Here is a 23813-nt window from a genome sequence, read left to right as displayed (position 1 = left end):
GTTCCTTATTCAGCGAAGGCCAGCCAGGGGCCGGCCAGGATGAAGCCCAGTGTCAGCAGCACCTGCACCGCCACCAGCAGGGCCTGGCGCCGAAGCAGGTTGAGGGCGCCGCCGGTACGTTCGCTCCACAGGCGACCACCCCGCGCGGCAGGTTGCAGGCCGAGGGCGGCGAGGGCGTGATCCAGGGCCTCGGTACGCAGGGGCAGGGGTTGATTGCCGTCGGCTATGCGCTGGAACAGTTCCGCGTCGAGCGCGACCCGCACGGCCCAGTATTTTTGCAGCACGCCCAGTACCAGCAGGGCGGCACTGCACAGCACCGCCCAGACACCGGGGCTGGCCAACAGATACTGGCTCAAGCCCAGCAAGGCGCCGACCAGCGCGAGTCCGGTGGACAGTTGATCCAGGGAGGCCCCGCGGCGCAGCAGGCTGGCGGTCGTGTGCAGTTCCATGTCAGTGGTCATGGGCAGGCTCCGTGCTCAAGCACAAGGGTGTCAGGGCGACTCGGTGGGCCTGGCGCAGGACGATGCCCGGGCGGGCTCGTTGCAGTTGCAGGAGCGCTTGATCGAGGTTGGCAGCCCTGCCGCTGCGCAACAGCCAGGCGGCCACCGCAGTGGCACTGCGTGAATAACCGAGGGCGCAACAGACCAGCAGCGGACCGTGCTGGCGCAGGTCTTCGATGGCCTGCGCGGCTTCCAGGCATTGCGCGGTGGTGGGGGCGGTCAGGTCGAGCACGGGCAGCGAGCGGTAGGCCAGGTTTGCCGGGTCCAGCGACAACTCGGCACACAGGTCGAGCACCGCCTTGAACGGGCTGTCCTGCAGTTCCCGGTGGGTCGGCATCCGCCCCAGCCACACGCCATCGAGCACCAGGTCGGGCTGCGGATGGTGGCGCGTCCACCCGCGTGAGTTGAGCCAGGCCGCGGCCAGGTAGGGCGCCAACAACCAGCGTGCGGCCCAGCTCAGGCGCCCGTCGGCGCGCTTTTGAAAACCATTGGCGTCCAGCACCGCGTAATTCAGCGCGACCAACAGCAAGGCCAGCGCCGGCCAGAGCAACCACAACCCGCCGCCACCGATGCGCCAGGCCAGGAGACTCAAGACCCCGGCACCTGCCAGGTAGCACAGGCTGAGTTTCCAGCGTTGGCTGTCGCGGGCCAGCCGGGCACTGCACAGCGGACTCGGGCGATCCAGCGGCCACAGCCAGACACACAGCCAGCCGAGCAAGGCGCCCGTGGGCAAATCGATGAAGTGATGCTGGTAGGTGGTCAGCACCGACACCCCGATCAGGCCAAACCAGGCATGCATCAACCCGCGCCAGAGGCCCGATAGATGTCGCTGGTAGCAGGTCCATAACACCACCAGCAGGGCAATGTGCAGGGAGGGAGCCTGATTGAACGGTTTGTCGAAGCCGGCCAGGACCTCGAACAGCCAGCCGAAAACCCCATCGAGTTCGGGCCGTTCGAAGGTGAAGCGTAATGGCCACAGCAGAAAACAACTGACCGCGATCAATTGCGCGGTCAGCAGGCGCAACGCATGGCGCTTGAGCTCCTGGCGAGTGTCGGGTAGCAGCAACGACAGGCCATACAGTAGGTCGATCGACCAATAGGGCACGATGGTCCACGCCCAGAACGGCATGTGGTTTTCCCAACCAAATACCAGGCTGCCGACTTCGGCGCGCTGGGTGGTGGCCCAGGTGGCAAAGCCGTAGGTGGCAAAAAACAACGGTGCCAACACCAGCAGCCAGAGCACCGCGGGCTTCAACAAGCCGGGTTCACGCTGCCCGGTGATGGCGTTGCTCATGCCTGCACGCGCTGGGCCAGGGCGACGCTGAAGATGCCCCACTCATCGACCCGCTGGGTGATTTTGCGAAAACCTGCGGCTTCGACCAACTGGTCCATTTCTGCCTGGCTGCGGCGGCGCATGACCCAGGCCTGGCCTTCGCGGTGGCTGGTCAGGGCGCGGGCAATCAGTTCCAGTTGCGGGTGCCAGGGTTGGCCGGTGTAGACCAGGTATCCGCCGACGGGCACCGCGTCCGCCAGGCCCGCGAGAGAGCTGCCGACCCTCTGGTTGTCGGCGAACAGTTCATACAGGCCGGACACCACGGCGAGGGTCGGTTGCGGGTCGAGGGCCGCCAGGTCGGCGCGGTCGAAGGCATCGGCCTTGATGAAACGGGCGATGTTTTCCAGGCCCTTCTCGCGGATCAACGCACTGCCGTCGCGCACGTTGATGTCGCTGTAGTCACGCAACAGTATTGATTCGGGCAGCGGGGTAACCCCCTGCAAGGCTTCGAGAATGTAGCGTCCGTGACCGGCGGCGATGTCGACGATCCGCACCGTGCTGCCTTGCTCGCGCAACCGGGCGATCGCCAGGCGCAGCAGTTCCTCGACATGCAGTTTGCGCTGGCGAATGCCGCGCCAGCCGATCGAGTCCAGGTAGTTGCGGTCGATCATCCGCCCGATCGCAGAGGTGCCAGTGGGGGTGTTGCGGTAGACGTAGTCCAGGGTGCTGCCGGAGTCGAAACCGGTGTCGAAACCCAGCTTGACCCCGCTCGACAGTCGACTGCCCAGGCGCATGCTGGCGCGGGTCATGCGCCAGTAGCGGTCGCGCAGGGAGTTGTGCGGCAAGGGCGCGGCCAGGGCTTCCGATTCGGCGCACGTCAGGCCCAGGCGGTCGGCGGCCAGCAGCGAAGGGCGTGCGAGCGGTTGCTGGAAGTTCTGCACAATGAAGCGTCGGGCACTGGCGACGGCAATAGCGCGACGCTTTTCGCCGAGGGTGTCGTGGAAGAAGCCCGGCAGGATATGTTTTTCCTTGTGCAGGCTGCCCAGGCGCTCGAAGAACTGCTCCTGCGGATGGCGATGCACCACGAAGTCGGCACCAGAGATCAGGAGCTGGGTGGGCACCTGAATCGCCTGGGCATCGGCCACCACTCGCTCGGCGGCGTCATACAGGCCGAGCAGTACATTCACCGAAATGGCTTTGGTGATCAGCGGGTCGCTGTCGTAGGAGGCCACCCGTTCTGGGTCATGGCTGAGAAAGCGTGCCTTGACGTAGCTGTTGACGAAGAAGTTACCGCGAAACCGCCGCATCAGGGCCAGCCCCTGGCGGGCGAAGGGTACGTAGAGCTTTACTTTGAACGCCGGCGACGCCAGCACCAGTGCGCGGATGCGTGGGGCGTAGTCGTGGACCCAGGTGGCGACTATCACCGCGCCAACGCTCTGGGCAATCACGGCCATGTCCGACTCGGCGATCTGGTAGGTCGCCTGCAGGTGATCGCAGAACGTCTGCACGTCACGCACGCTGGTGGCGAAGCTCGGGCTGTCGCCGCGTTCGCCCGGGGACAGCCCATGGCCGCGTGAGTCCCAGGCAAAAAAATCCACTTCAGGCAGGTCCAGTTCGTCTGCCAGATGGGCGATGCGCGCGGAATGTTCATGGCCGCGGTGGAACAGCAGCACGGCTTTGCGCGGTTCGCCGGGGGCCGGGGTGCCTGGCCAGTAGCGATAGAACAGTTGCACACCGTCGTGGGTGGTGAATGTCTGGTGCTGGGCTTGGCGCATGACAGCTTCCTTAGACTGAAGGGGCGTTTTCCTGGACTTCCTTGAGACCCTGGCGGACCCGGTTGAACAGGGTGTAGGCCAGCAGGACCGCGATCAGCGCGAACACCCCGTTGATCCACGGGGTGCTGGCCCAACCCAGGGCGATAGCCATGGCCAGGAGCCCCAGCACCAACGCCCGGTCGCTCTTGCCCATCGGCCCGTCATAACGCCGCGAAGCACCGATCATCGGGCCCAATACGCCGCTGTATTCGCTGAACACCGCAAGCAGGGTGACCAGCATTACCAGCAGCAGGCTGACGTCGGCGATCAGGGCGAAGGGCAGGATCAGTGCACAGTCGGCGACCACGTCGCACAGCTCATTGAGATAGGCCCCCAGCGGTGATTGCTGGTTGAACTCGCGGGCGAGCATGCCGTCGATGGCGTTGAGGGCCATGCGCAGCAGCATCCACAGGGGAATCAGGGCGAACATCCAGGCGTGCTGGGCAAACGCGCTGATCGCGACCCCCACCAACACCGAACCGAGGCCTGCCAGCAGGGTGATCTGATTGGCCGTGGTGCCGTTGGCGAACAAGCGCCGGACCAGCGGTCGCAAGCAGTTCTGAAACGCAGGTTTGAGCTGATAGATGCTGGGCACGGCAAGGAGTCTCGGCGAGGGAGCGTGCGGCAAGGCAATGCCGGGAAATATGAGGTGTGAGTGTAGATGGCTTCTGGCTTCTAGCCGCGCGGGACAAGCTAACCGGTGAATGCCGAGGTGAGAATAGGAAAGGTCCCGAACAAAAGTAGGCCCCATCCTGTTTCTATTGGCTCAGTGGCGGGCTGGCGGGCGCAAGCCCATCACCGGTTACTGCAGCAACAACTGAAACTCCTCCACCGGCAACGGCCGGCTATGCAGGTAGCCCTGGTACAAGTGACAGCCCAGGCCCTGCAAAAACTCAAGCTGTTCCGGGGTTTCCACGCCCTCGGCGATGACTTCCAGTCCCAGGCTGCGGGCCATGGCGACGATGGCGCGGATGATTTCGGCGTCGTTGGGGTCGCTGGTAGCGTCGCGGATGAACGACTGGTCGATTTTCAAGGTGTCCACCGGCAGGCGCTTGAGGTAGGTCAGCGATGAGTAGCCGGTGCCGAAGTCGTCCATGGCAAAGCTGACGCCGAGTTTTTTCAGGCGGCGCATTTTGTTGATGGTGTCCTCCAGGTTCTGGATCACGATGCCTTCGGTGATTTCCAGTTTCAGCAGCGAGCAGGGCAGGCCGTGGCTGCTGAGGCTGCGCTCGATGCGCTCGACGAAATCGGCCTGGCGGAACTGTCGCGGGCTGATGTTCACGCACAGGCTGAAGTTCAGCGGATCGACCTTGCCCCTGGCGATCAGTTGCTTGAAGGCCTGGCAGGCTTCATCGAGGATCCAGGTGCCGACTTCGAGGATCAGACCGCTGTCTTCCAGTACCTTGATGAACTCGTTGGGCGACTGGGCGCCCAATTGCGGGTGGTTCCAGCGCACCAGCGCTTCGGCGCCGACGATGCGCTCGCCGCGGGCATCGACCTGGGGTTGGTAGTGCACCCGGAACTCACCCCGTGACAGGGCCAGGCGCAGGTCGGTTTCCATGCGCAAGCGCTCGCTGGCGGCCTTCTGCATGGTGTTGTGGTACATCTGCGTGGTGTTGCGCCCCGAGTCCTTGGCCCGATACAGGGCAATATCCGCGCGCTTGAGCAGGTCGGTCGGGGTGGAGCCGTGGTCGGGAATCAAGGCCACGCCGATACTGGGGGTGACCTGCAGGCGGTGACCGTCGAGGAACATCGGCTCCGACAGCAGCTCGCGCAGGGTGTCGGCCAGGTCCCGCACCTGATCGCTGACTTCATTGCGCGAGCCTTCCAGGCCACTGAGCAGGACCACGAACTCGTCACCGCCCAGGCGGGCCACGGTGTCTTCCATGCGTACGCTGGCTTCCAGGCGCGCGGTGATGATCTTCAGCACCGTATCGCCCACCGGGTGGCCCAGGGAGTCATTGATGTGCTTGAAGTGGTCGAGGTCGAGGAACAGCAGCGCGCCGCGCAGGTTGTGGCGCTTGAGCAGGGCGATCTGCTGGCTCAGGCGGTCCATCAGGAGGGCGCGGTTGGGCAGGTTGGTCAGGGAGTCGTGGTAGGCCAGGTGACGGATCTGCGCCTCGGCATTCTTCAGCAGGCTGACGTCCCGCGCGGTCAGTAGCAGGCAGTCGGTTTCATTGAGGGTGATCGGTTCCACCGAAACCTCGACGGTGAGCAACTGCCCGCTCTTGTTGCGCCCGAGCATTTCCAGGTGGTGCACCCGGCCCTTGAGTTGCAGCTCCGCCAGCAGCATCGAGCGCTGCTTTTCTTCGGCCCAGATTCCGACCTGGTACACGGTTTTGCCGACCACTTCCTCGGCACGGTAGCCGGTCAGACGGCAGAAGCCGTCGTTGACCTCCAGGTAACGCCCAGTGTCGCGTTCAGTGATGGTGATGGCGTCGGGGCTGGAGTGAAACGCCTTGGCGAATTTCTCCTCACTGGCCTTGAGCGCGGCCTCCGAGCGCTGTTGCTGGGTTATGTCGCGCAGGGTGGTGACGATGCACGGTTGTTCGCCGACGCTGATCTGCCGGCTGGAAATCACGCAGGTCAGGGACTGGCCGTCCTTGTGCTGGACCATGATCGCGACATTGTTCAGGCCCTGTTCGCGGATCACCTGTTCGATCCGCCGCAGGCTTTGCGCCGAGGCGTCCCACAGGCCGATGTCGTCGGCGCTGCGGCCGATCACGTCGGCGGCGGTCCAGCCGAAGGTCTGGGTGAAGCTGTTGTTGATTTCGATGAACTGGCCGCTGTCCTGGCGGGTCACGCAGATCGGGTCCGGGCTGACCTGGAACAGAGTGGCGAACTTCTCTTCGGAAGCCACCAGGCGCTGCTCGCGCTCCACCTGGTCGGTGATGTCGAGCAAAGTCCCGGCCATGCGCAAGGGCTGGCCGTCTTCGTCGCGGTACAGGCGCGCGCGGCTTTCCAGGTAGCGTGAGGTGCCATCGGCCAACTGCACCCGGTAAGTCAGTTGATAGTTGCCGGCCGGACCTTCACGCAGGCTGCGGTAGGCGTCGCGCATGCTGTCGCGCTCTTCGCCGGGAACCCCTTCGAAAAACTCCTCGAAGGATTCATGAAACGGGATCGGTTCCAGCCCGTGCAGTTGGGCGGCCCGTGCCGAGCCATAGAGCATGCCGCTGGGGATGTGCCAGTCCCAGGTGCCCAGTTGGGCGGAATCCAGGGCCAGGTCCAGGCGCTCCTGGCTGTCCTTGAGCGCGTCTTCGGCGATTTTGCGTTCGGTGGTGTCGAGAAAGGTGCTCAGCAGGTAGGGCTGGCCTTCGAGTTCGACCTTCTGCGCGCTGAGGATGCCGTCATGGATCTGCCCATTGCTGGCGCGGAACTGCACTTCCATGCTTACCAGCTCGCCCTTGGCCTTGGTCGCCTTGACCAGCTTGGCCCGCTGCTCGGGGTGCACCCACAACCCCAGCTCCAGGGTGGTACGACCAATGGCGTCCTGTACCGGCCAGCCGAACAGGCTTTCGAAATACTGGTTGGCCTCGGTGATCAGGCCGTCTTCCTGGCGAGTCAGCAAGACCATGTTGGGGCACAGGTGAAACAGCGTGGCGAAGCGTTTTTCCGAGCTGCTCAGGGCCTGTTCGCGCTGGCGCTGATGGGTTATCTCGCGGATCACCCCGATCATCCGTGGCCGGCCCTGTTTGTCCGGCAGCAGGCTACCGCTGATTTCCAGCCAGTGCAGGCTGCCATCCGGCCAGCGGATGCGGTGGTGCATCACTTGTTCCAGGGGCGCGCCGGCGATCACCGCATTGAACGCACGCAAGGTCTTGGGCCGGTCCTCGGCGGGCAGCAGGTCGAGGTATTCAAGGTCGGCCGGCAAGGGTTTGCGGGGGTCGAAGCCGAACAATGCCTGGGTGCCCCGCGACCAACTGATCAGCCCGCGCTCGATGTCCCAATACCAGGCACCCAGGCGCGCGCCGTTGAGCGCCGCCAGCAACTGCGGAGCGCTTTCCCAACTTTGCTCCGAAGTGTGGGGGTCAAGCGCCTGGATACGCGGCATCAATGGCGTATGGGGACGAGGGCGGTCAACAGATTTGGGCATTGGCAGCAGGCCTTGGGCTGAATGGGGCGTTAGGCACGGGTTTTGCGGCTCTATAGGAGTAGCACAAGTTAGCCATCAGTCCCTGGCAAATCGATCTGTGCGTCCAGCAAAGCCATGAAGGCCCGCGCGGCATTCGACAACGTCCTTTCGGTGTGCACGATATAGCCTAGCTGGCGAGTGAGTTGTATGCCCGGCAATGGGATGCGCGCCACCTGGTCGTCGAGCATGGTGCGCGGCAGGACGCTCCAGGCCAGGCCGATAGACACCATCATCTTGATGGTTTCCAGGTAATTGGTGCTCATGGCGATGTTCGGCGTCAGTCCCTGGGCCTCGAACAGGCGCTGGACGATGTGATGGGTGAAGGTGTTGCCGCCGGGGAAGACCGCCGGGTGCAGGGCGATGTCGGCCAGGCTGACCGCGCCATTGCTGATCAGCGAATGCTCGGGGGCCACCACGAAATCCAGCGGGTCGTCCCAGACCGGGGTGGCCTTGACCAGGGTGTGGGGTTCCGGGGCCAGGGTAATCACTGCCAGTTCAGCGCGGCCGTGAAGAATTTCCTCATAGGCCACTTCCGAGTCGAGGAACTGGATGTCCAGCGCCACCTCGGGGTATTGGCGGGTGAACGCCCTTAATAAGGGTGGCAAGCGATGCAGGCCGATGTGGTGGCTGGTGGCCAGGGTCAGGCGACCGGTGACCTCGCCGGTCAGGTTGGTCAGGGCGCGGCGGGTGTCATCCAGCACGTTGAGGATCTGGTAGGCCCGCGGCAGCAGGGCGCGCCCGGCTTCGGTCAGGCCCACTTCGCGACCCAGGCGATCAAACAGGCGCACCTTGAGCTGTTGCTCCAGGCCGGCGATGCGTTTGCTGATGGCCGGCTGGGTCAGGTGCAGGCGTTCACCGGCCCCGGAGAAGCTGCCGGTCTCGGCAATGGCAATAAAAGCATTGAGGTTGGCCAGGTCCATGTTCGTATTCCAGTTGGTTATCCAAAGCATAAAAAATATGAATTTGAGTTATTTAATGTAACCCCATAGGATCGACCTCACAAGCCAAGGGGTTATTGAGTCGCTCAAGGCCCAGGGCATAGAAACAAGCTGATGAGGAAACGTCTGATGGCCGGCAAAACGCTCTACGACAAGCTCTGGGATTCGCATTTGGTCAAGCAGCGCGACGATGGTTCGGCGCTGATCTATATCGATCGTCACATCATTCACGAAGTGACCTCGCCGCAAGCCTTTGAAGGCCTGCGTCTGGCCGGGCGCAAGCCGTGGCGCATCGATGCCAACATCGCGACCCCGGACCACAACGTACCGACCACCCCGGAGCGCAAGGGCGGCATCGAGGCGATTGTCGACCAGGTCTCGCGTTTGCAGGTTCAGACCCTCGACGACAACTGTGACGAATACGGCATCGTCGAATTCAAGATGAACGACGTGCGCCAGGGCATCGTCCACGTCATCGGCCCGGAGCAGGGCGCCACCTTGCCGGGCATGACCGTGGTCTGCGGCGACTCCCATACCTCGACCCACGGCGCCTTTGGGGCCCTGGCCCACGGCATCGGCACCTCCGAGGTCGAGCACGTGCTCGCCACCCAGTGCCTGGTGGCCAAGAAAATGAAGAACATGCTGGTGTCCGTCGAAGGCACCTTGCCGTTTGGCGTGACTGCCAAGGACATCGTGCTCGCCGTGATCGGCAAGATCGGCACCGCCGGCGGTAATGGCCATGCGATCGAATTCGCCGGTAGCGCGATTCGTGACCTGTCCGTTGAGGGCCGCATGACCATCTGCAACATGTCCATCGAAGCCGGCGCTCGCGTAGGTCTGGTGGCAGCGGACGAAAAAACCGTGGCGTACGTCAAGGGCCGTCCATTCGCCCCGAAAGGCGCGGAATGGGATTTGGCGGTCGAAGCGTGGAAAGACCTGGTGTCGGACGCCGATGCCAAGTTCGACACCGTCGTTGAACTCGACGCGACCCAGATCAAGCCACAAGTCAGCTGGGGCACCTCGCCTGAGATGGTACTGGCGGTTGATCAGAACGTGCCGGATCCGGCCAAGGAAATGGACCTGGTCAAACGCGATTCCATCGTCCGCGCCTTGAAGTACATGGGTTTGACCGCCAACCAGGCGATCACCGACATTCAGTTGGACCGCGTGTTCATTGGCTCCTGCACCAACTCGCGGATCGAAGACTTGCGCGCGGCAGCCGTGATCGCCAAGGGCCGCAAGGTGGCCTCGACCATCAAGCAAGCCATCGTGGTCCCGGGTTCGGGGCTGGTGAAGGCCCAGGCGGAATCGGAAGGCCTGGACAAGATTTTCCTCGAGGCCGGTTTCGAATGGCGTGAGCCAGGCTGCTCGATGTGCCTGGCGATGAACCCGGACCGTTTGGAAAGTGGCGAGCATTGCGCGTCCACTTCCAACCGCAACTTCGAAGGCCGTCAGGGCGCCGGTGGTCGTACTCACCTGGTAAGCCCGGCGATGGCCGCCGCGGCCGCTGTCAACGGCCGTTTCATTGACGTCCGCGAATTGATCTGAAGGAGCGCAGCATGAAAGCTTTTACCCAGCACACTGGTCTTGTCGCGCCTCTGGATCGTGCCAACGTGGACACCGACCAGATCATTCCCAAGCAATTCTTGAAGTCGATCAAGCGCACCGGTTTTGGTCCGAACCTGTTCGACGAGTGGCGCTACCTCGATGTCGGGCAGCCGTACCAGGACAACTCCAAGCGTCCGCTGAACAAGGACTTCGTGCTCAACGCCGAACGTTACCAGGGCGCCAGCGTGTTGCTGGCCCGTGAGAACTTCGGTTGCGGCTCGAGCCGCGAGCATGCGCCGTGGGCCCTGGAGGAGTACGGCTTTCGCAGCATCATCGCGCCGAGCTACGCCGATATCTTCTTCAACAACAGCTTCAAGAACGGCTTGTTGCCGATCATCTTGAGCGACGCTGAAGTCGACGAACTGTTCCAGCAGGTGGAAAGCACGCCGGGCTATCAGTTACAGGTCGACCTGCAGGCCCAGACCGTGACCCGTCCCGACGGCAAGGTGCTGAACTTCGAGATCGACGCCTTTCGCAAGCACTGCCTGCTCAATGGCCTGGATGACATCGGCCTGACCTTGCAGGACCACGAGGCGATTGCCACGTTTGAGGCCAAGCACCGGGCGAGCCAGCCGTGGTTGTTTCGTGACGCGTGATTGAACCGAGATTCAGGTAGGTAGTGTCGCCCTGATCGCGGGCAAGCCAGATCAGACACCACAAGGCTAACCGCCTAAAAGGAAGTCCCCATGACCAGCACCACCCAGCACACCCAAGTCGTACAAAAGCAATTCGGTGAACAGGCTGCGGCCTACCTGAGCAGTGCCGTGCACGCCCAGGGCACTGAGTTCGCGCTGCTCCAGGGCGAAGTGGCAGGGCGCGGTGATGCGCGGGTACTGGACCTGGGCTGCGGCGCCGGGCATGTGAGTTTTCATGTGGCGGCGCTGGTCAAGGAAGTGGTGGCCTACGACCTGTCGCAGCAGATGCTCGATGTGGTCGCCGGTGCTGCGGTTGAGCGTGGCTTGAGCAACGTATCGACCGTCCTGGGCGCCGCCGAGCGGTTGCCGTTCGCCGATGCTGAATTCGACTTCGTCTTCAGCCGGTATTCGGCGCACCATTGGAGCGATCTCGGCCTGGCCCTGCGCGAAGTGCGGCGGGTTTTGAAGCCGGGCGGGGTGGCGGCGTTCATTGATGTCTTGTCGCCGGGTAGCCCGTTGTTCGACACTTACCTGCAGAGCGTCGAAGTGCTGCGCGACACCAGCCATGTGCGCGATTATTCCGCCGGCGAGTGGTTGCGTCAGGTCAGTGAGGCGGGGTTGTTTGCCCGAAGCACCAGCCGTCAGCGGTTGCGCCTGGAGTACAGCTCCTGGGTCGAGCGCATGCGCACCCCTGAAGTGATGCGCGGGGCGATCCGCGAGCTGCAGCAGGCAATGGGTAGCGAAGTGCGCGAGTATTTCCAGATCGAAGCCGACGGTTCGTTCAGCACCGACGTGCTGGTGTTGATAGCCGAACGCTAGAATTTTTCCGGGCGTGCCTCGTATGGCGCGCCGACTGATGACATGAGGAACCCATGAGCAAGCAGATTCTGATTCTCCCAGGCGACGGTATTGGTCCGGAAATCATGGCCGAGGCGGTCAAGGTGCTGGAGCTGGCCAGCGACAAGTTCGCCCTGGGCCTGGAACTGAGCCACGACGTGATCGGCGGCGCGGCCATCGACAAGCACGGCGTACCGCTGGCGGACGAAACCCTGGAGCGTGCGCGCGCGGCCGACGCGGTACTGCTGGGCGCCGTGGGCGGCCCGAAATGGGACACCATCGAGCGTGACATCCGCCCTGAGCGCGGCCTGCTGAAAATCCGTGCGCAACTGGGCCTGTTCGGTAACCTGCGTCCGGCGATCCTTTACCCGCAACTGGCCGAGGCTTCCAGCCTGAAGCCGGAAATCGTTGCCGGCCTGGACATCCTGATCGTTCGCGAACTGACCGGCGGCATCTACTTCGGCGCGCCACGCGGCACCCGCACCCTGGAAAACGGCGAGCGCCAGTCCTACGACACCCTGCCGTACAGCGAAAGCGAAATCCGCCGGATTGCCCGTGTCGGTTTTGACATGGCCATGGTCCGTGGCAAGAAGCTGTGCTCGGTGGACAAGGCCAACGTGCTGGCGTCCAGCCAACTGTGGCGTGAAGTGGTCGAGCAGGTGGCCAAGGATTACCCTGAGGTCGAGCTGAGCCACATGTATGTCGACAACGCCGCCATGCAACTGGTGCGTGCACCCAAGCAGTTCGACGTGATCGTTACCGACAACATGTTCGGCGACATCCTGTCCGACCAGGCCTCGATGCTCACCGGCTCCATCGGCATGCTGCCGTCGGCGTCCCTGGACACCCACAACAAGGGCATGTACGAGCCTTGCCACGGCTCGGCGCCGGACATCGCAGGCCTTGGCATTGCCAACCCGCTGGCGACCATTTTGTCGGTGTCGATGATGCTGCGCTACAGCTTCAACCAGCAAGCGGCGGCCGATGCCATCGAGCAGGCGGTCAGCCTGGTCCTGGACCAGGGCTTGCGCACTGGCGACATCTGGTCGACCGGTTGCACCAAAGTCGGAACGCAGGAAATGGGCGACGCAGTAGTCGCGGCGCTGCGGAATCTGTAATCTCTCGGGCCCCGCTTGTTGCTGATGCCGGCAAGCGAGCCCACTTTTTGTAAAAGGTGTAGTTGCGATGAAACGTGTAGGTCTGATCGGTTGGCGCGGTATGGTCGGTTCCGTGCTCATGCAGCGGATGCTGGAAGAGCAGGATTTCGATCTCATTGAGCCGGTGTTTTTCACCACTTCCAATGTCGGTGGCCAAGGCCCGTCCGTGGGCAAGGATATTGCTCCGCTCAAAGACGCTTACAGCATTGAAGAGCTCAAGACCCTCGACGTGATTCTGACCTGCCAGGGTGGCGACTACACCAGCGAAGTCTTCCCCAAGCTGCGTGAAGCCGGTTGGCAGGGCTACTGGATCGATGCCGCTTCCAGCCTGCGCATGCAGGATGACGCGGTCATCGTGCTGGATCCGGTCAACCGCAAGGTCATCGACCAGCAGCTGGATGCGGGCACCAAGAACTACATCGGCGGCAACTGCACCGTCAGCCTGATGCTGATGGGCCTGGGTGGCCTGTTCGAAGCCGGTCTGGTGGAGTGGATGAGCGCCATGACCTACCAGGCGGCCTCTGGTGCCGGTGCGCAGAACATGCGTGAGCTGATCAAGCAGATGGGCGCGACCCACGCCGCGGTTGCCGATGAACTGGCCAACCCGGCCAGCGCCATCCTCGACATCGACCGCCGTGTGGCCGAAGCCATGCGCAGCGACGCCTATCCGACCGAGAACTTCGGTGTACCACTGGCCGGCAGCCTGATCCCGTGGATCGACAAGGAACTGCCGAACGGCCAGAGCCGTGAAGAGTGGAAGGCCCAGGCCGAGACCAACAAGATCCTCGGTCGCTTCAAGAGCCCGATCCCGGTGGACGGTATCTGCGTGCGGATCGGCGCCATGCGCTGCCACAGCCAGGCGCTGACCATCAAGCTGAACAAAGACGTGCCGATCGCCGATATCGAAGGCTTGATCAGCCAGCACAACCCATGGGTCAAGCTGGTGCCGAACAACCGCGACAGCAGCATGCAGGAGCTGAGCCCGACCAAGGTCACCGGCACCCTGAATGTACCGGTTGGCCGTCTGCGCAAGCTCAACATGGGCACCCAGTACCTGGGCGCGTTCACCGTCGGTGACCAGTTGCTGTGGGGCGCGGCCGAACCGCTGCGGCGCATGCTGCGGATCCTGCTGGAACGTTGATCGGTTGAAGTTGTGAAAGAACCCGTGCCTTGCGAGAGGCGCGGGTTTTTTTTTGCCGACCGAAAGTCCGTCATCGCGGGCATGCGTTGAACCCTGTGGGAGCGGGCTTGCCCGCGATGGAGTCGATACAGACACTGCATAATTGCCTGTGCGCCACCCACCCGGTAAAGTGCCGCTCCCCCCGTTTCGCCTGAGGTAGAACCATGAGCCAGTCCTTTGATATCGCCGTTGTCGGCGCCACCGGTACTGTCGGCGAAACCCTCGTCCAGATTCTCGAAGAACGCGACTTCCCGATCGCTAACCTGCACCTGCTCGCCAGCAGCGAATCGGCCGGGCATTCGGTACCGTTTCGTGGCAAGAACGTGCGGGTGCGGGAGGTCGATGAGTTTGATTTCAGCAAAGTCCAGCTGGTGTTCTTCGCCGCAGGCCCAGCGGTCACCTTGAGCTTTGCCCCGCGTGCGACGGCCGCCGGCTGCTCGCTGATCGATCTGTCAGGAGCCTTGCCGGCCGAGCAGGCGCCCCAGGTGGTGCCGGAGGCCAATGCCCAAGTGCTGGCCAGCCTGAAAAAACCGTTCCAGGTCAGCAGCCCGAGCGCCTCGGCCACCACCCTGGCAGTGGTACTCGCGCCGTTGCGCGAACTGCTGGATGTGCAGCACGTGACCCTGACCGCCAGCCTGGCTGTGTCCACCCAGGGCCGCGAGGCGGTGACCGAGTTGGCCCGGCAGACCGCCGAGCTGTTGAATGTGCGTCCATTGGAGCCGCGCTTTTTTGATCGGCAGATGGCATTCAACCTGCTGGCCCAGGTCGGCACGCCGGATGCTCAAGGCCACACCCTGCTGGAAAAACGCCTGGTCCACGAACTGCGTGCGGTCCTCGGACAGCCTGCATTGAAAATTTCCGTAACCTGCGTTCAAGCCCCGGTGTTTTTTGGCGATAGCTTTAGCGTGACCCTGGCGTCGGCCAAGCCGGTTGACCTGGCGGCGGTGAACGCTGCACTGGAGGTTGCCGAGGGTGTCGAGCTGGTGGAGGCGGGCGATTACCCGACTCCAGTCGGCGATGCGGTTGGCCAGGACGTGGTCTACGTCGGTCGGGTTCGCAGCGGGGTCGACGACCCGACGGAACTTAATTTGTGGCTGACGTCAGATAACGTGCGCAAAGGCGCAGCGCTCAACGCGGTGCAAGTGGCCGAGTTGTTGATAAAAGCCCTTGTGTAAAAGATACTTGGCAACAATTTTCAGAATGATTCTAGCTGAGCGCTATGCTTGCAAGCGGAGCGCCTGCGGGGGCTCCCTGGCGTGTCAGTGAAATAATCGCGTACAGCCTCATCCGAGGCCTGTGCGCAATGCCTTGTGGCAGCGACAAACAACACCTTCTCGCTGGCCGAGGAATGTTCAAACAAAGGATGAGGCTATGGTTCAAGTTCGCAAACTGGTGTTAGCAATAGCGGCCGCCTCGGCGCTGTCCTCCGGTATGGCGCATGCCCTTGGGCTCGGGGAACTGACCCTGAAGTCGACCCTGAACCAACCGTTGGTGGCCGAGATCGAGTTGCTCGATGTCAAGGACCTGACGGTGGCCGAAGTGGTGCCGAGCCTGGCCTCAGCCGATGACTTCGCCAAGGCCGGCGTGGATCGCCAGGCGTTCCTCAATGACCTGACCTTTACCCCGGTGCTCAATGCCAATGGCAAGAGCATTCTGCGGGTGACCTCCAGCCAGCCATTGTCCGAACCCATGGTCAAGTTCCTGGTCCAGGTGATGTGGCCCAACGGCCGCCTGCTGCGCGACTACAGCGTGCTGCTCGACCCGTCCAAGTTTTCGCCGCAAACGGCCGAGGCTGCCGGGCAAGCCGCGCCGGCGATCAATGCACCAGTCACCGGGGCGACAGCACAACACACCACCGTGGCCCGCGACACCCTCTGGGAAATCGCCGCCAAGGCACGCAACGGCGGTTCGATCCAGCAGACCATGCTGGCGATCCAGGCGTTGAACCCCGATGCATTCATCGATGGCAACATCAACCGCTTGAAGGCCGGGCAGGTCCTGCGCCTGCCGGATGCCACGCAAATCACCCAGTTGCCGCAGACCCAGGCCATTGCCGAAGTGGCTGCGCAGAACAAGGCCTGGCGCCAGGGCCGTCGGTATGTGCCACGGACCCAGGCCCAGCAACTGGATGCCACCGGTCGTGCACCTGACGCTGCCGCGGCGCAGGGTGCGGCCCGCGACAGCTTGAGCCTGGTCTCGGCCGAGTCGGGCAAAAACACCGGTAAAGGCGCGGTCGGCGACAGCAAGGGCATCAGTAACAAACTGGCGGTGACCCAGGAAAGCCTGGACACCACCCGGCGCGACAATGCCGAGCTGAAAAGCCGCGTGGCCGACCTGCAAAGCCAGATGGACAAGCTGCAACGCTTGATCGAACTGAAGAACAATCAACTGGCCAAGTTGCAGGCTGAAGGCGGCGCGACGCCTGAAGCGGCTGCGTCCGAGACGCTGCCTGCGGAGTCCGTACCGGACACTGCGCCTGCAGCGACTGACGCTGTACCGACTGCCACCCCTGGCGAAACACCTGCCAAGGCGACACCTGAGCAAACCTACAACGAACTGCTGACCAGCCCGCTGTTGATGGGGCTGATCGGGGGTGGCGCGATTGTCCTGGCGTTGCTGCTGTTGCTGCTGGCCCGCCGGCGCAAGGCGCAGCAGGAAGCCGAGAAGCATGTGCGCATGGCGCGTGCGTTGGCCGAGGAATCGGATTTCAACGAAGACCAGGATCTGCCGGAGAGCAGTTTCGAAGGCCTCGAAGAACCAGCCCCGACTGCCAAGTTGGCCACCGCGCCGACGCCAGCGCCGGTCGTTGCGGCAGTTGTTACCCCGGTGGTAATGACCACGCCGATTGCCGCGCCATTGGTGGCGCCGGCCGGCGAGCGGGCGGACGACGTGCTGGGCCATGCCCAGGCCCATATCGATGAGGGGCGCCTGAACCAGGCCGCCAGCCTGCTCGAGGAAGGCATCAAGCAAGAGCCACAACGCAGCGAGCTGCGCCTCAAGCTGATGGAAGTCCACGGTATGCAGGGCGATCGCGATGCGTTCGTGGTGCAGGAACGCCAGTTGGTTGCCAATGGCAAGAACTTTGCACAAGTCGAAGAGCTCAAGAGCCGCTTCCCGGCCATGGCTGCGGTCGCTGCAGTCGGTGGTATCGCTGCCGCGGCGGTAGCGGCCGAGCTGGATGCGCAATACGTCAAGGACCTGCTGCTGGACGAGCCGCAAGAACCTGCGCCGAGCGCTGAAGAACCGGCGCTGGACGATGATTTCGACAGTGCCTTTGATCTCGACCTGGACGCACCACAGGCCGCCCCGCCAGTAGAGCCGGCTGCAGCAGTGACGGCGCTGGAAGATGACTTCGACAGCGCCTTTGATCTCGACCTGGATCAGCCCGAGGAGCCGGTTGCGGCACCAGTTGCGCCAGCAGAAGTTGCGCTGGATGACGACCTCGATGCTGCCTTCGATCTCAGTCTGGATGAACTGGAGGCGGTGTCGCCGGCCGTGGTCGCGACCGAACCGGTTGCCGACCTGGAAGACTTCCCGCTGGACGACGATCTGAGTTTCGAGTCGCCGGCTGAGGCGCCGCAAAGCCCGGCCGACCTGGCGGATTTCGACCTGGACCTGGCTGGCGATGTACCGGAGTCGGTCCTGGCTGAGGACGCCGCGGTCCTGGGTCTGGACGATGAGCCCCAGGACCTGGCCGTCAGCGAGGAGCCGGCGGTAGCCGAAGTGACGCCTGACGACCTGGAGTTGCCGGCGGATTTCGACCTGTCCCTGGCCGATGAGATGGATGCACCCGCCACATCGGATGATTTCATCACCGACCTGGATGATGTTCACGCTGAGCTGGACCGTTTTGCCGAGGATCTCGAACATCCGCCTATCGGCGAGCCGAGCTTCACCGCCGAAGACGCAGCGCTGGCGATGGACAACGACGAACCGGAGTTCGACTTCCTGTCGGGCACCGATGAAGTCGCTACCAAGCTGGACCTGGCCCAGGCCTACATCGACATGGGCGACAAGGACGGCGCGCGGGATATTCTCGGTGAGGTCCTCAGCGAGGGCAACGACGGACAGAAAGGCGAAGCCAAGGAGATGCTTGCTCGTCTGGTGTGATTGAGTAGCTCTGGAAGCGGTAAACCTGTGGGCATATCCGTTGGTGGGGGCGGGGCGGCTTATGGTTCCGCCTGACGGCGGCTCACTTTTGAACAGCGCAAAAGTAAGCAAAACGCTCTTACCCCACCACTTGGCACCTCGCTTGGGCTCGGTGTGCCCTCACTCCGGCTTGAATCCGTGGGCCGCCGCCACGCGCCATCCATGGCGCGGGGCGGCTAACCCGGCGTCCTGCCGGGTTACCCACGGCTTCAAGCCTGCGTTCGGCCAGCGTGGTTAACGGGGCGCCCAGGATCAAAAGCCAAAGCCAAAGCCAAAGCCAAAGCCAGGCCAGAGCCAGAGCCAGATCAAAAGATTGCTGACTTCGTCAGCGTCTTAGGAAGTAGAAGCTACACCGCGCATGCTTTAGCGATCAGGTCGGCTTTTAGGCCGCCTCGCTTTGTTTTTGATCCTGGGCGCCCCGTTAACCACGCTGGCCGTACTTCGATATTGATTTGGGGGGTAAACCGGCAGGACGCCGGTTTAGCCGCACTGGGCCAGGGAGGGCCCATTGCGGCGGCCCCCAAATCAATGTCGGAGTACGGGCATGCCGAGCCTAAGCGAGGCACCAAGTGGTGGGGTTGAGCGTTTTGCTTACTTTTGCGCTGTTCAAAAGTGAGCCGCCGTCAGGCGGAACCATAGGAGGCCATTACCGAAGAAATGGATATGTACTCGGCCTGATCCAGCATCCGCCCGACCAGGTCCCACAGTTTCACTGTGAGCAAGCGCAAAACAAAAAACAGCGCGAACATGGCATCCCCGGCGCACACCCTTATAATGCCCGCCTTAGCGTAAATCAGCAGGCTGTCACCCCTTGGCAAATATAGATAACCCGGCCGCCGAAATGGCGGCCGACGGCTTTTTCCGGATCGCGTTGGGCGTCGAATACAAAGGCTCGCGCTACCGCGGCTGGCAGCGCCAGGCCTCCGGCGTGGCCACCGTGCAACAAGCCCTCGAGACGGCCTTGTCGAAAGTCGCCGATTCGCCGGTGTCCCTGCATTGCGCGGGGCGCACCGATGCCGGTGTGCACGCCTGTGGCCAGGTGGTGCATTTCGACACCCAGGTGGAGCGTTCGCTGAAGGCCTGGGTCATGGGCGCCAACATCAACTTGCCCCACGACATCAGCGTCAGTTGGGCCAAGGTCATGCCGGCGGATTTCCATGCGCGCTTCAAGGCCATTGCCCGACGTTATCGTTATGTCATCTACAACGACCAGATCCGCCCGGCCCACCTCAACGAGGAAGTGACCTGGAACCATCGGCCGCTGGATGAGCAACGCATGGCCGAAGCTGCGCAGCATTTGCTCGGTACGCACGATTTCAGCGCGTTTCGCGCGGGGCAGTGCCAGGCCAAGTCGCCGGTCAAGCAGATCCATCACCTGCGCGTGACCCGGCACGGCAAAATGATCGTGCTGGACATTCGCGCCAGTGCCTTCCTGCATCACATGGTGCGTAACATTGCCGGGGTGCTGATGACCATCGGTACCGGCGAGCGTCCGGTGGAGTGGGCCAAGGAGGTGCTGGAGAGCCGGATTCGCCGCACCGGCGGGGTCACGGCCCATCCCTTCGGGCTGTACCTGGTGCAGGTCGAGTACCGTGATGAATTCCCGCTGCCAGAGCGTTACATCGGGCCGCATTTCCTCACCGGCTTCTCGGAACTTGACGGCTGACGCCCGCCAATGCATTTGCTACCATCCGGGACTTTCCCGGATTTGCCCTGAGGTTCCCCCGACATGCCAGCCGTTCGCAGCAAAATTTGTGGGATTACCCGCATTGAAGACGCGCTGGCGGCGGTCGAGGCCGGGGCCGATGCCATCGGGTTGGTGTTCTACGCCAAGAGCCCGCGGGCGGTCACGGTCCAGCAGGCGCGGGCGATTATCGCCGCGCTGCCGCCGTTCGTGACCACCGTGGGTTTGTTCGTCAACGCCAGTCGCTGCGAGCTCGGCGAGATCCTCGATGCCGTGCCGCTGGACCTGTTGCAGTTCCATGGTGATGAAACCCTGGCCGATTGCGAAGGCTGGCACCGGCCCTATATCAAGGCCCTGCGGGTCAAGGCCGGGGACGATATCGCCGCTGCCTGTGATGCCTACCCGAGTGCCAGTGGGATCTTGCTCGATACCTATGTCGAAGGAGTGCCCGGTGGAACCGGCGAGGCCTTCGACTGGTCATTGATACCGCCGGGTTTGCGCAAGCCGATTATCCTGGCCGGCGGCCTGACCCCGGACAACGTGGCGCAGGCCATTGCCCGGGTCCGGCCGTACGCGGTGGACGTCAGTGGTGGGGTAGAGCAGGGCAAGGGCATCAAGGATCACACAAGGATTCACGCATTTATGCAGGCCGTACGCAGCAGCACCGCGACGATGTGACGGCTGGCAGTCTGCCGCCGTCCACTGCATGGTACAAAACATGCGCTGCACACAGCAGGCAGGCGTCGCCTTCGGGCGGGCCAGAACCGAAGTGGCAACCCCAAGCGCGGGTTGTCTGGATGGCTGAGGATGGAGTGCGTTGCAGGCAGGTCACGGCCTAGTGCTGACCGCCGTAGCGTACCGATCATCGCCGCACACATGAATTTAGCTCAAGGGCATACACGGGGCTGCGAACCAGAGCGTTCGGGCCGCCGGTACTGGAGAAAGAAAGCATGAGCAACTGGTTAGTAGACAAACTGATCCCTTCGATCATGCGTTCCGAGGTGAAAAAAAGCTCGGTGCCTGAAGGTCTGTGGCACAAGTGCCCATCCTGCGAGGCGGTGCTGTACCGTCCGGAACTGGAAAAGACCCTGGATGTTTGCCCCAAGTGCAATCACCACATGCGCATTGGCGCCCGTGCACGGATCGACATCTTCCTCGACGCTGAAGGCCGTGCCGAATTGGGCGCCGAACTGGAGCCGGTTGACCGTCTGAAATTCCGCGACGGCAAGAAGTACAAGGACCGCCTGACTGCTGCCCAGAAGCAGACCGGTGAAAAAGACGCCCTGATCTCCATGAGCGGTACCCTGTTGGGCATGCCGGTGGTGGTGTCGGCGTTCGAATTCTCCTTCATGGGCGGTTCCATGGGCGCGATCGTCGGCGAGCGCTTCGTGCGTGCGGCCAACTATGCGCTGGAGCACCGTTGCCCGATGATCTGCTTCGCCGCTTCCGGTGGCGCGCGGATGCAGGAAGCCCTGATCTCGTTGATGCAAATGGCCAAGACCTCGGCGGTCCTGGCGCGTCTGCGTGAAGAAGGCATTCCGTTCATCTCGGTACTGACCGACCCGGTCTACGGCGGCGTTTCCGCCAGCCTGGCGATGCTGGGCGACGTGATCGTCGGCGAACCCAAGGCCCTGATCGGCTTCGCCGGTCCGCGCGTGATCGAGCAGACCGTACGTGAAAAACTGCCAGAAGGCTTCCAGCGCAGCGAGTTCCTGCTGGAGCACGGCGCCATCGATATGATCATTGCCCGTTCCGAGCTGCGTCCACGCCTGGGTAACCTGCTGGCGCAACTGATGGGCCTGCCGACGCCTGAGTTCGTCGCCGCACCTATCGAGCCAATCGTGGTTCCGCCGGTGCCTGCCAACCTATGACCCAACGTACCCTTGGCGAATGGCTCGCCTACCTTGAGCAGTTGCATCCGTCCGCCATCGACATGGGGCTTGCGCGCTCGCAAGAGGTAGCGTCCCGGATGGGGCTGGGCAAGCCGGCGCCTCGGGTGATCACGGTCACCGGCACCAACGGCAAGGGTTCTACCTGTGCGTTCGTGGCTTCCTTGCTGCGCGCGCAGGGCCTGAAGGTGGGTGTCTACAATTCTCCGCATCTGCTGCATTACAACGAGCGGGTGCAGGTCAATGGCGTGTTGGCCACTGACGAACAGCTGTGCGAGGCCTTCACTGCGGTGGAGGCGGGCCGTGGCGAAATCTCCCTGACCTACTTCGAAATGGGCACCCTGGCGGCGTTCTGGCTGTTCCAGCGCGCAGGTCTGGATGCGGTGGTTCTGGAAGTTGGTCTTGGCGGGCGCCTGGACACGGTCAACCTGGTGGATGCAGATATCGCGCTGGTCACCAGTATCGGTGTCGATCATGCCGACTACCTGGGCAATACCCGGGAATCGGTGGCCTTCGAGAAGGCCGGGATTTTCCGCCACGGTGCCCCGGCGCTGTGTGGCGACCTCAATCCACCACAACCCCTGCTGGACAAGGCGCGCGAGCTGGCCTGCGGATTTTTCCTGCGGGGTAGGGATTTTGACCTGGGCCTGACGGACCAGCACTGGCAGTGGCGCGGTGTCGACGGCCAGGGGCGTACGCTAGAGCTGCGGGATCTGCCATTGCTCGACCTGCCGATGGAAAACGCGGCACTGGCGCTGCAGGCCTACGCCTTGCTGGACCTGCCTTGGATGCCTTTGCAGATTGCCGCGGCATTGCAGGCGACTCGCGTGGTCGGGCGCCTGGATCGGCGTCAGTTCAACTGGCAGGGCAAGCGCCTGAACCTGATGCTGGACGTCGGGCACAATCCGCACGCGGCCGAGTACCTGGCGCAGCGCCTGGCCCGGCGGCCGGTGGTGGGTCGGCGCCTGGCGGTCTTCGGATTACTGGCCGACAAGGATCTTGATGGAGTTGTCGGTGAATTGAGTGCTAGTGTCCAGCACTGGGCTGTCGCCCCGCTGGATTCTGCGCGCGCCCGCCCGGTTGCGGATATACAGGCCGCGTTGCAGAACCTTGGCGCGTCCGTGACCTCCTATGCAAGCGTGGCCGAGGCCCTGGAAGGGCAGAGCGCGCAGGCAACGGCAGACGACGAGATTCTGCTGTTCGGATCATTTTATTGTGTCGCCGAGGCCCTTGAATGGCTCGCTCGGCACTCCACGGAGGAAGCTGCAGATGGCTTTGCTGGATAACGCGTACAAGCAGCGGATGGTCGGTGCACTGGTGCTGGTGGCCCTGGCGGTGATTTTCCTGCCGATGATGTTCTCCCGTGAGGATGAACAGCGCCAGGTGGTGGTCCAGGCTCCGGCCGCACCACAGGCGCCGGCCATGCCTCAGGTCCAGGTCGAGCCGGTGGTGGTTCCCGAGCCACAAGCGCTGCCGCAGGAGCCTGTGCCCAGCGATGCCGAAATTGCCATGGAGCAGGCACCGGCCGCGAGCACGCCAACTGTCGCCCCGAGCGCACCGATCGTCGCGGCGCCGGTGGTGGCCAAGCCAGTTACTCCGCCGCCAGCACCCAAGCCAGTACCTGCTCCGGCTGTGCCCGCCAGCAAGCCTGACACCACCCAGAGTCGGGTCGATGCCAATGGCCTGTCGGTCAGCTGGTCGGTGCAACTGGCCAGCCTGGCCAATCGTGAAAGCGCCGAAAGCCTGCAGAAAACCCTGCGTAGCCAGGGCTACAACGCCTATATCCGCACCGCGGATGGCAAGAATCGGGTGTTCGTCGGGCCGCTGATCGAGCGCGCCGAAGCCGACCGTCTGCGTGACCTGCTGAACCGCAAACAGAACCTCAAGGGTTTTGTGGTGCGTTTCCAGCCTGAGCGCGGCTGAAACGATCGTCCCTATTTGAAATGCACTGAAAATCGCAGCTTACCGATAGCCATGGGCTCTGCTAAAATGCGCCGCCTTATCCGTCTGTAGGCTG

General features: G+C 63.1%; 18 protein-coding genes. 12 read left to right on the top strand and 6 right to left on the bottom strand.

Annotation, left to right across the window (positions count from 1 at the left end; all coding sequences use genetic code 11):
* Positions 1 to 5: 5 nt before the first annotated feature.
* From QMK50_RS03945 to QMK50_RS03920, 6 genes are all read right to left on the bottom strand, one after another.
* A complete protein-coding gene (locus QMK50_RS03945; RefSeq protein WP_095171341.1) occupies positions 6 to 461 on the bottom strand; it encodes a hypothetical protein in 456 nt (151 codons plus the stop codon).
* Complete coding sequence (locus tag QMK50_RS03940) at positions 451 to 1794, bottom strand: phosphatase PAP2/dual specificity phosphatase family protein (RefSeq protein WP_320332589.1); 1344 nt, start codon at positions 1792 to 1794, stop codon at positions 451 to 453. Before QMK50_RS03940 ends, QMK50_RS03945 begins: the two co-directional genes overlap by 11 nt.
* Positions 1791 to 3548 carry a bifunctional alpha/beta hydrolase/class I SAM-dependent methyltransferase gene (locus tag QMK50_RS03935; protein WP_320332588.1) on the bottom strand — a complete coding sequence of 586 codons (1758 nt, stop codon included), beginning with the start codon at positions 3546 to 3548 and terminating at the stop codon, positions 1791 to 1793. The genes QMK50_RS03940 and QMK50_RS03935 overlap by 4 nt, the downstream gene beginning before the upstream one ends.
* A 10-nt stretch (positions 3549 to 3558) precedes the next feature.
* Positions 3559 to 4182 (bottom strand): CDP-alcohol phosphatidyltransferase family protein, encoded by a 624-nt coding sequence (locus QMK50_RS03930; RefSeq protein WP_320332587.1) that lies wholly within the window; start codon positions 4180 to 4182, stop codon positions 3559 to 3561.
* Between the two features lie 207 nt (positions 4183 to 4389).
* Positions 4390 to 7680 (bottom strand): PAS domain S-box protein, encoded by a 3291-nt coding sequence (locus QMK50_RS03925; protein ID WP_159996885.1) that lies wholly within the window; start codon positions 7678 to 7680, stop codon positions 4390 to 4392.
* A gap of 68 nt (positions 7681 to 7748) precedes the next feature.
* The gene (locus QMK50_RS03920) at positions 7749 to 8639 is read right to left on the bottom strand and encodes a LysR family transcriptional regulator (RefSeq protein WP_095171332.1); all 891 of its coding nucleotides are present in this window, start codon (positions 8637 to 8639) and stop codon (positions 7749 to 7751) included.
* A gap of 147 nt (positions 8640 to 8786) precedes the next feature.
* Here QMK50_RS03920 and leuC point away from each other — a divergent pair, with 147 nt between their 5' ends.
* The 12 genes from leuC to QMK50_RS03860 all read left to right on the top strand — a co-directional run bounded on the left by leuC (position 8787) and on the right by QMK50_RS03860 (position 23719).
* Complete coding sequence (gene leuC / locus QMK50_RS03915; RefSeq protein ID WP_095171330.1) at positions 8787 to 10205, top strand: 3-isopropylmalate dehydratase large subunit; 1419 nt, start codon at positions 8787 to 8789, stop codon at positions 10203 to 10205.
* Between the two features lie 11 nt (positions 10206 to 10216).
* On the top strand, positions 10217 to 10861 hold the full coding sequence (leuD, locus tag QMK50_RS03910; RefSeq protein WP_095171328.1) for a 3-isopropylmalate dehydratase small subunit: 645 nt from the start codon (positions 10217 to 10219) through the stop codon (positions 10859 to 10861).
* 90 nt (positions 10862 to 10951) lie between these two features.
* Positions 10952 to 11719, top strand: coding sequence for a class I SAM-dependent methyltransferase (locus QMK50_RS03905; protein WP_159996881.1), 768 nt, complete (start codon positions 10952 to 10954; stop codon positions 11717 to 11719).
* Between the two features lie 53 nt (positions 11720 to 11772).
* The gene (gene leuB / locus QMK50_RS03900; RefSeq protein ID WP_320332586.1) at positions 11773 to 12855 is read left to right on the top strand and encodes a 3-isopropylmalate dehydrogenase; all 1083 of its coding nucleotides are present in this window, start codon (positions 11773 to 11775) and stop codon (positions 12853 to 12855) included.
* 67 nt (positions 12856 to 12922) lie between these two features.
* Entirely contained in the window at positions 12923 to 14035 is a 1113-nt protein-coding gene (gene asd / locus QMK50_RS03895) for an aspartate-semialdehyde dehydrogenase (protein ID WP_095171322.1), read from the top strand.
* A 203-nt stretch (positions 14036 to 14238) separates the two neighbouring features.
* The gene (locus QMK50_RS03890) at positions 14239 to 15249 is read left to right on the top strand and encodes an aspartate-semialdehyde dehydrogenase (RefSeq protein ID WP_095171321.1); all 1011 of its coding nucleotides are present in this window, start codon (positions 14239 to 14241) and stop codon (positions 15247 to 15249) included.
* Between the two features lie 196 nt (positions 15250 to 15445).
* Positions 15446 to 18184, top strand: a complete 2739-nt coding sequence (locus QMK50_RS03885) for a FimV/HubP family polar landmark protein (RefSeq protein ID WP_320332585.1) — start codon at positions 15446 to 15448, stop codon at positions 18182 to 18184.
* A gap of 880 nt (positions 18185 to 19064) precedes the next feature.
* Positions 19065 to 19889, top strand: coding sequence for a tRNA pseudouridine(38-40) synthase TruA (gene truA, locus QMK50_RS03880; RefSeq protein ID WP_159998870.1), 825 nt, complete (start codon positions 19065 to 19067; stop codon positions 19887 to 19889).
* A 63-nt stretch (positions 19890 to 19952) separates the two neighbouring features.
* Positions 19953 to 20585: a phosphoribosylanthranilate isomerase gene (locus QMK50_RS03875; RefSeq protein WP_320332584.1), complete on the top strand. Its 633-nt coding sequence runs from the start codon at positions 19953 to 19955 to the stop codon at positions 20583 to 20585.
* Between the two features lie 272 nt (positions 20586 to 20857).
* On the top strand, positions 20858 to 21778 hold the full coding sequence (accD, locus tag QMK50_RS03870; RefSeq protein WP_095171991.1) for an acetyl-CoA carboxylase, carboxyltransferase subunit beta: 921 nt from the start codon (positions 20858 to 20860) through the stop codon (positions 21776 to 21778).
* Positions 21775 to 23082, top strand: a complete 1308-nt coding sequence (folC, locus tag QMK50_RS03865) for a bifunctional tetrahydrofolate synthase/dihydrofolate synthase (protein WP_320332583.1) — start codon at positions 21775 to 21777, stop codon at positions 23080 to 23082. Before accD ends, folC begins: the two co-directional genes overlap by 4 nt.
* Positions 23066 to 23719 (top strand): SPOR domain-containing protein, encoded by a 654-nt coding sequence (locus tag QMK50_RS03860; RefSeq protein WP_159996871.1) that lies wholly within the window; start codon positions 23066 to 23068, stop codon positions 23717 to 23719. The genes folC and QMK50_RS03860 overlap by 17 nt, the downstream gene beginning before the upstream one ends.
* Positions 23720 to 23813: the final 94 nt, after the last annotated feature.

The organism is Pseudomonas sp. P5_152 (assembly GCF_033989915.1).
Lineage (GTDB): Bacteria > Pseudomonadota > Gammaproteobacteria > Pseudomonadales > Pseudomonadaceae > Aquipseudomonas.
The sequence above is the reverse complement of the archived record's forward strand: the minus strand, read 5'-3'. Positions and strand labels throughout refer to the sequence as shown.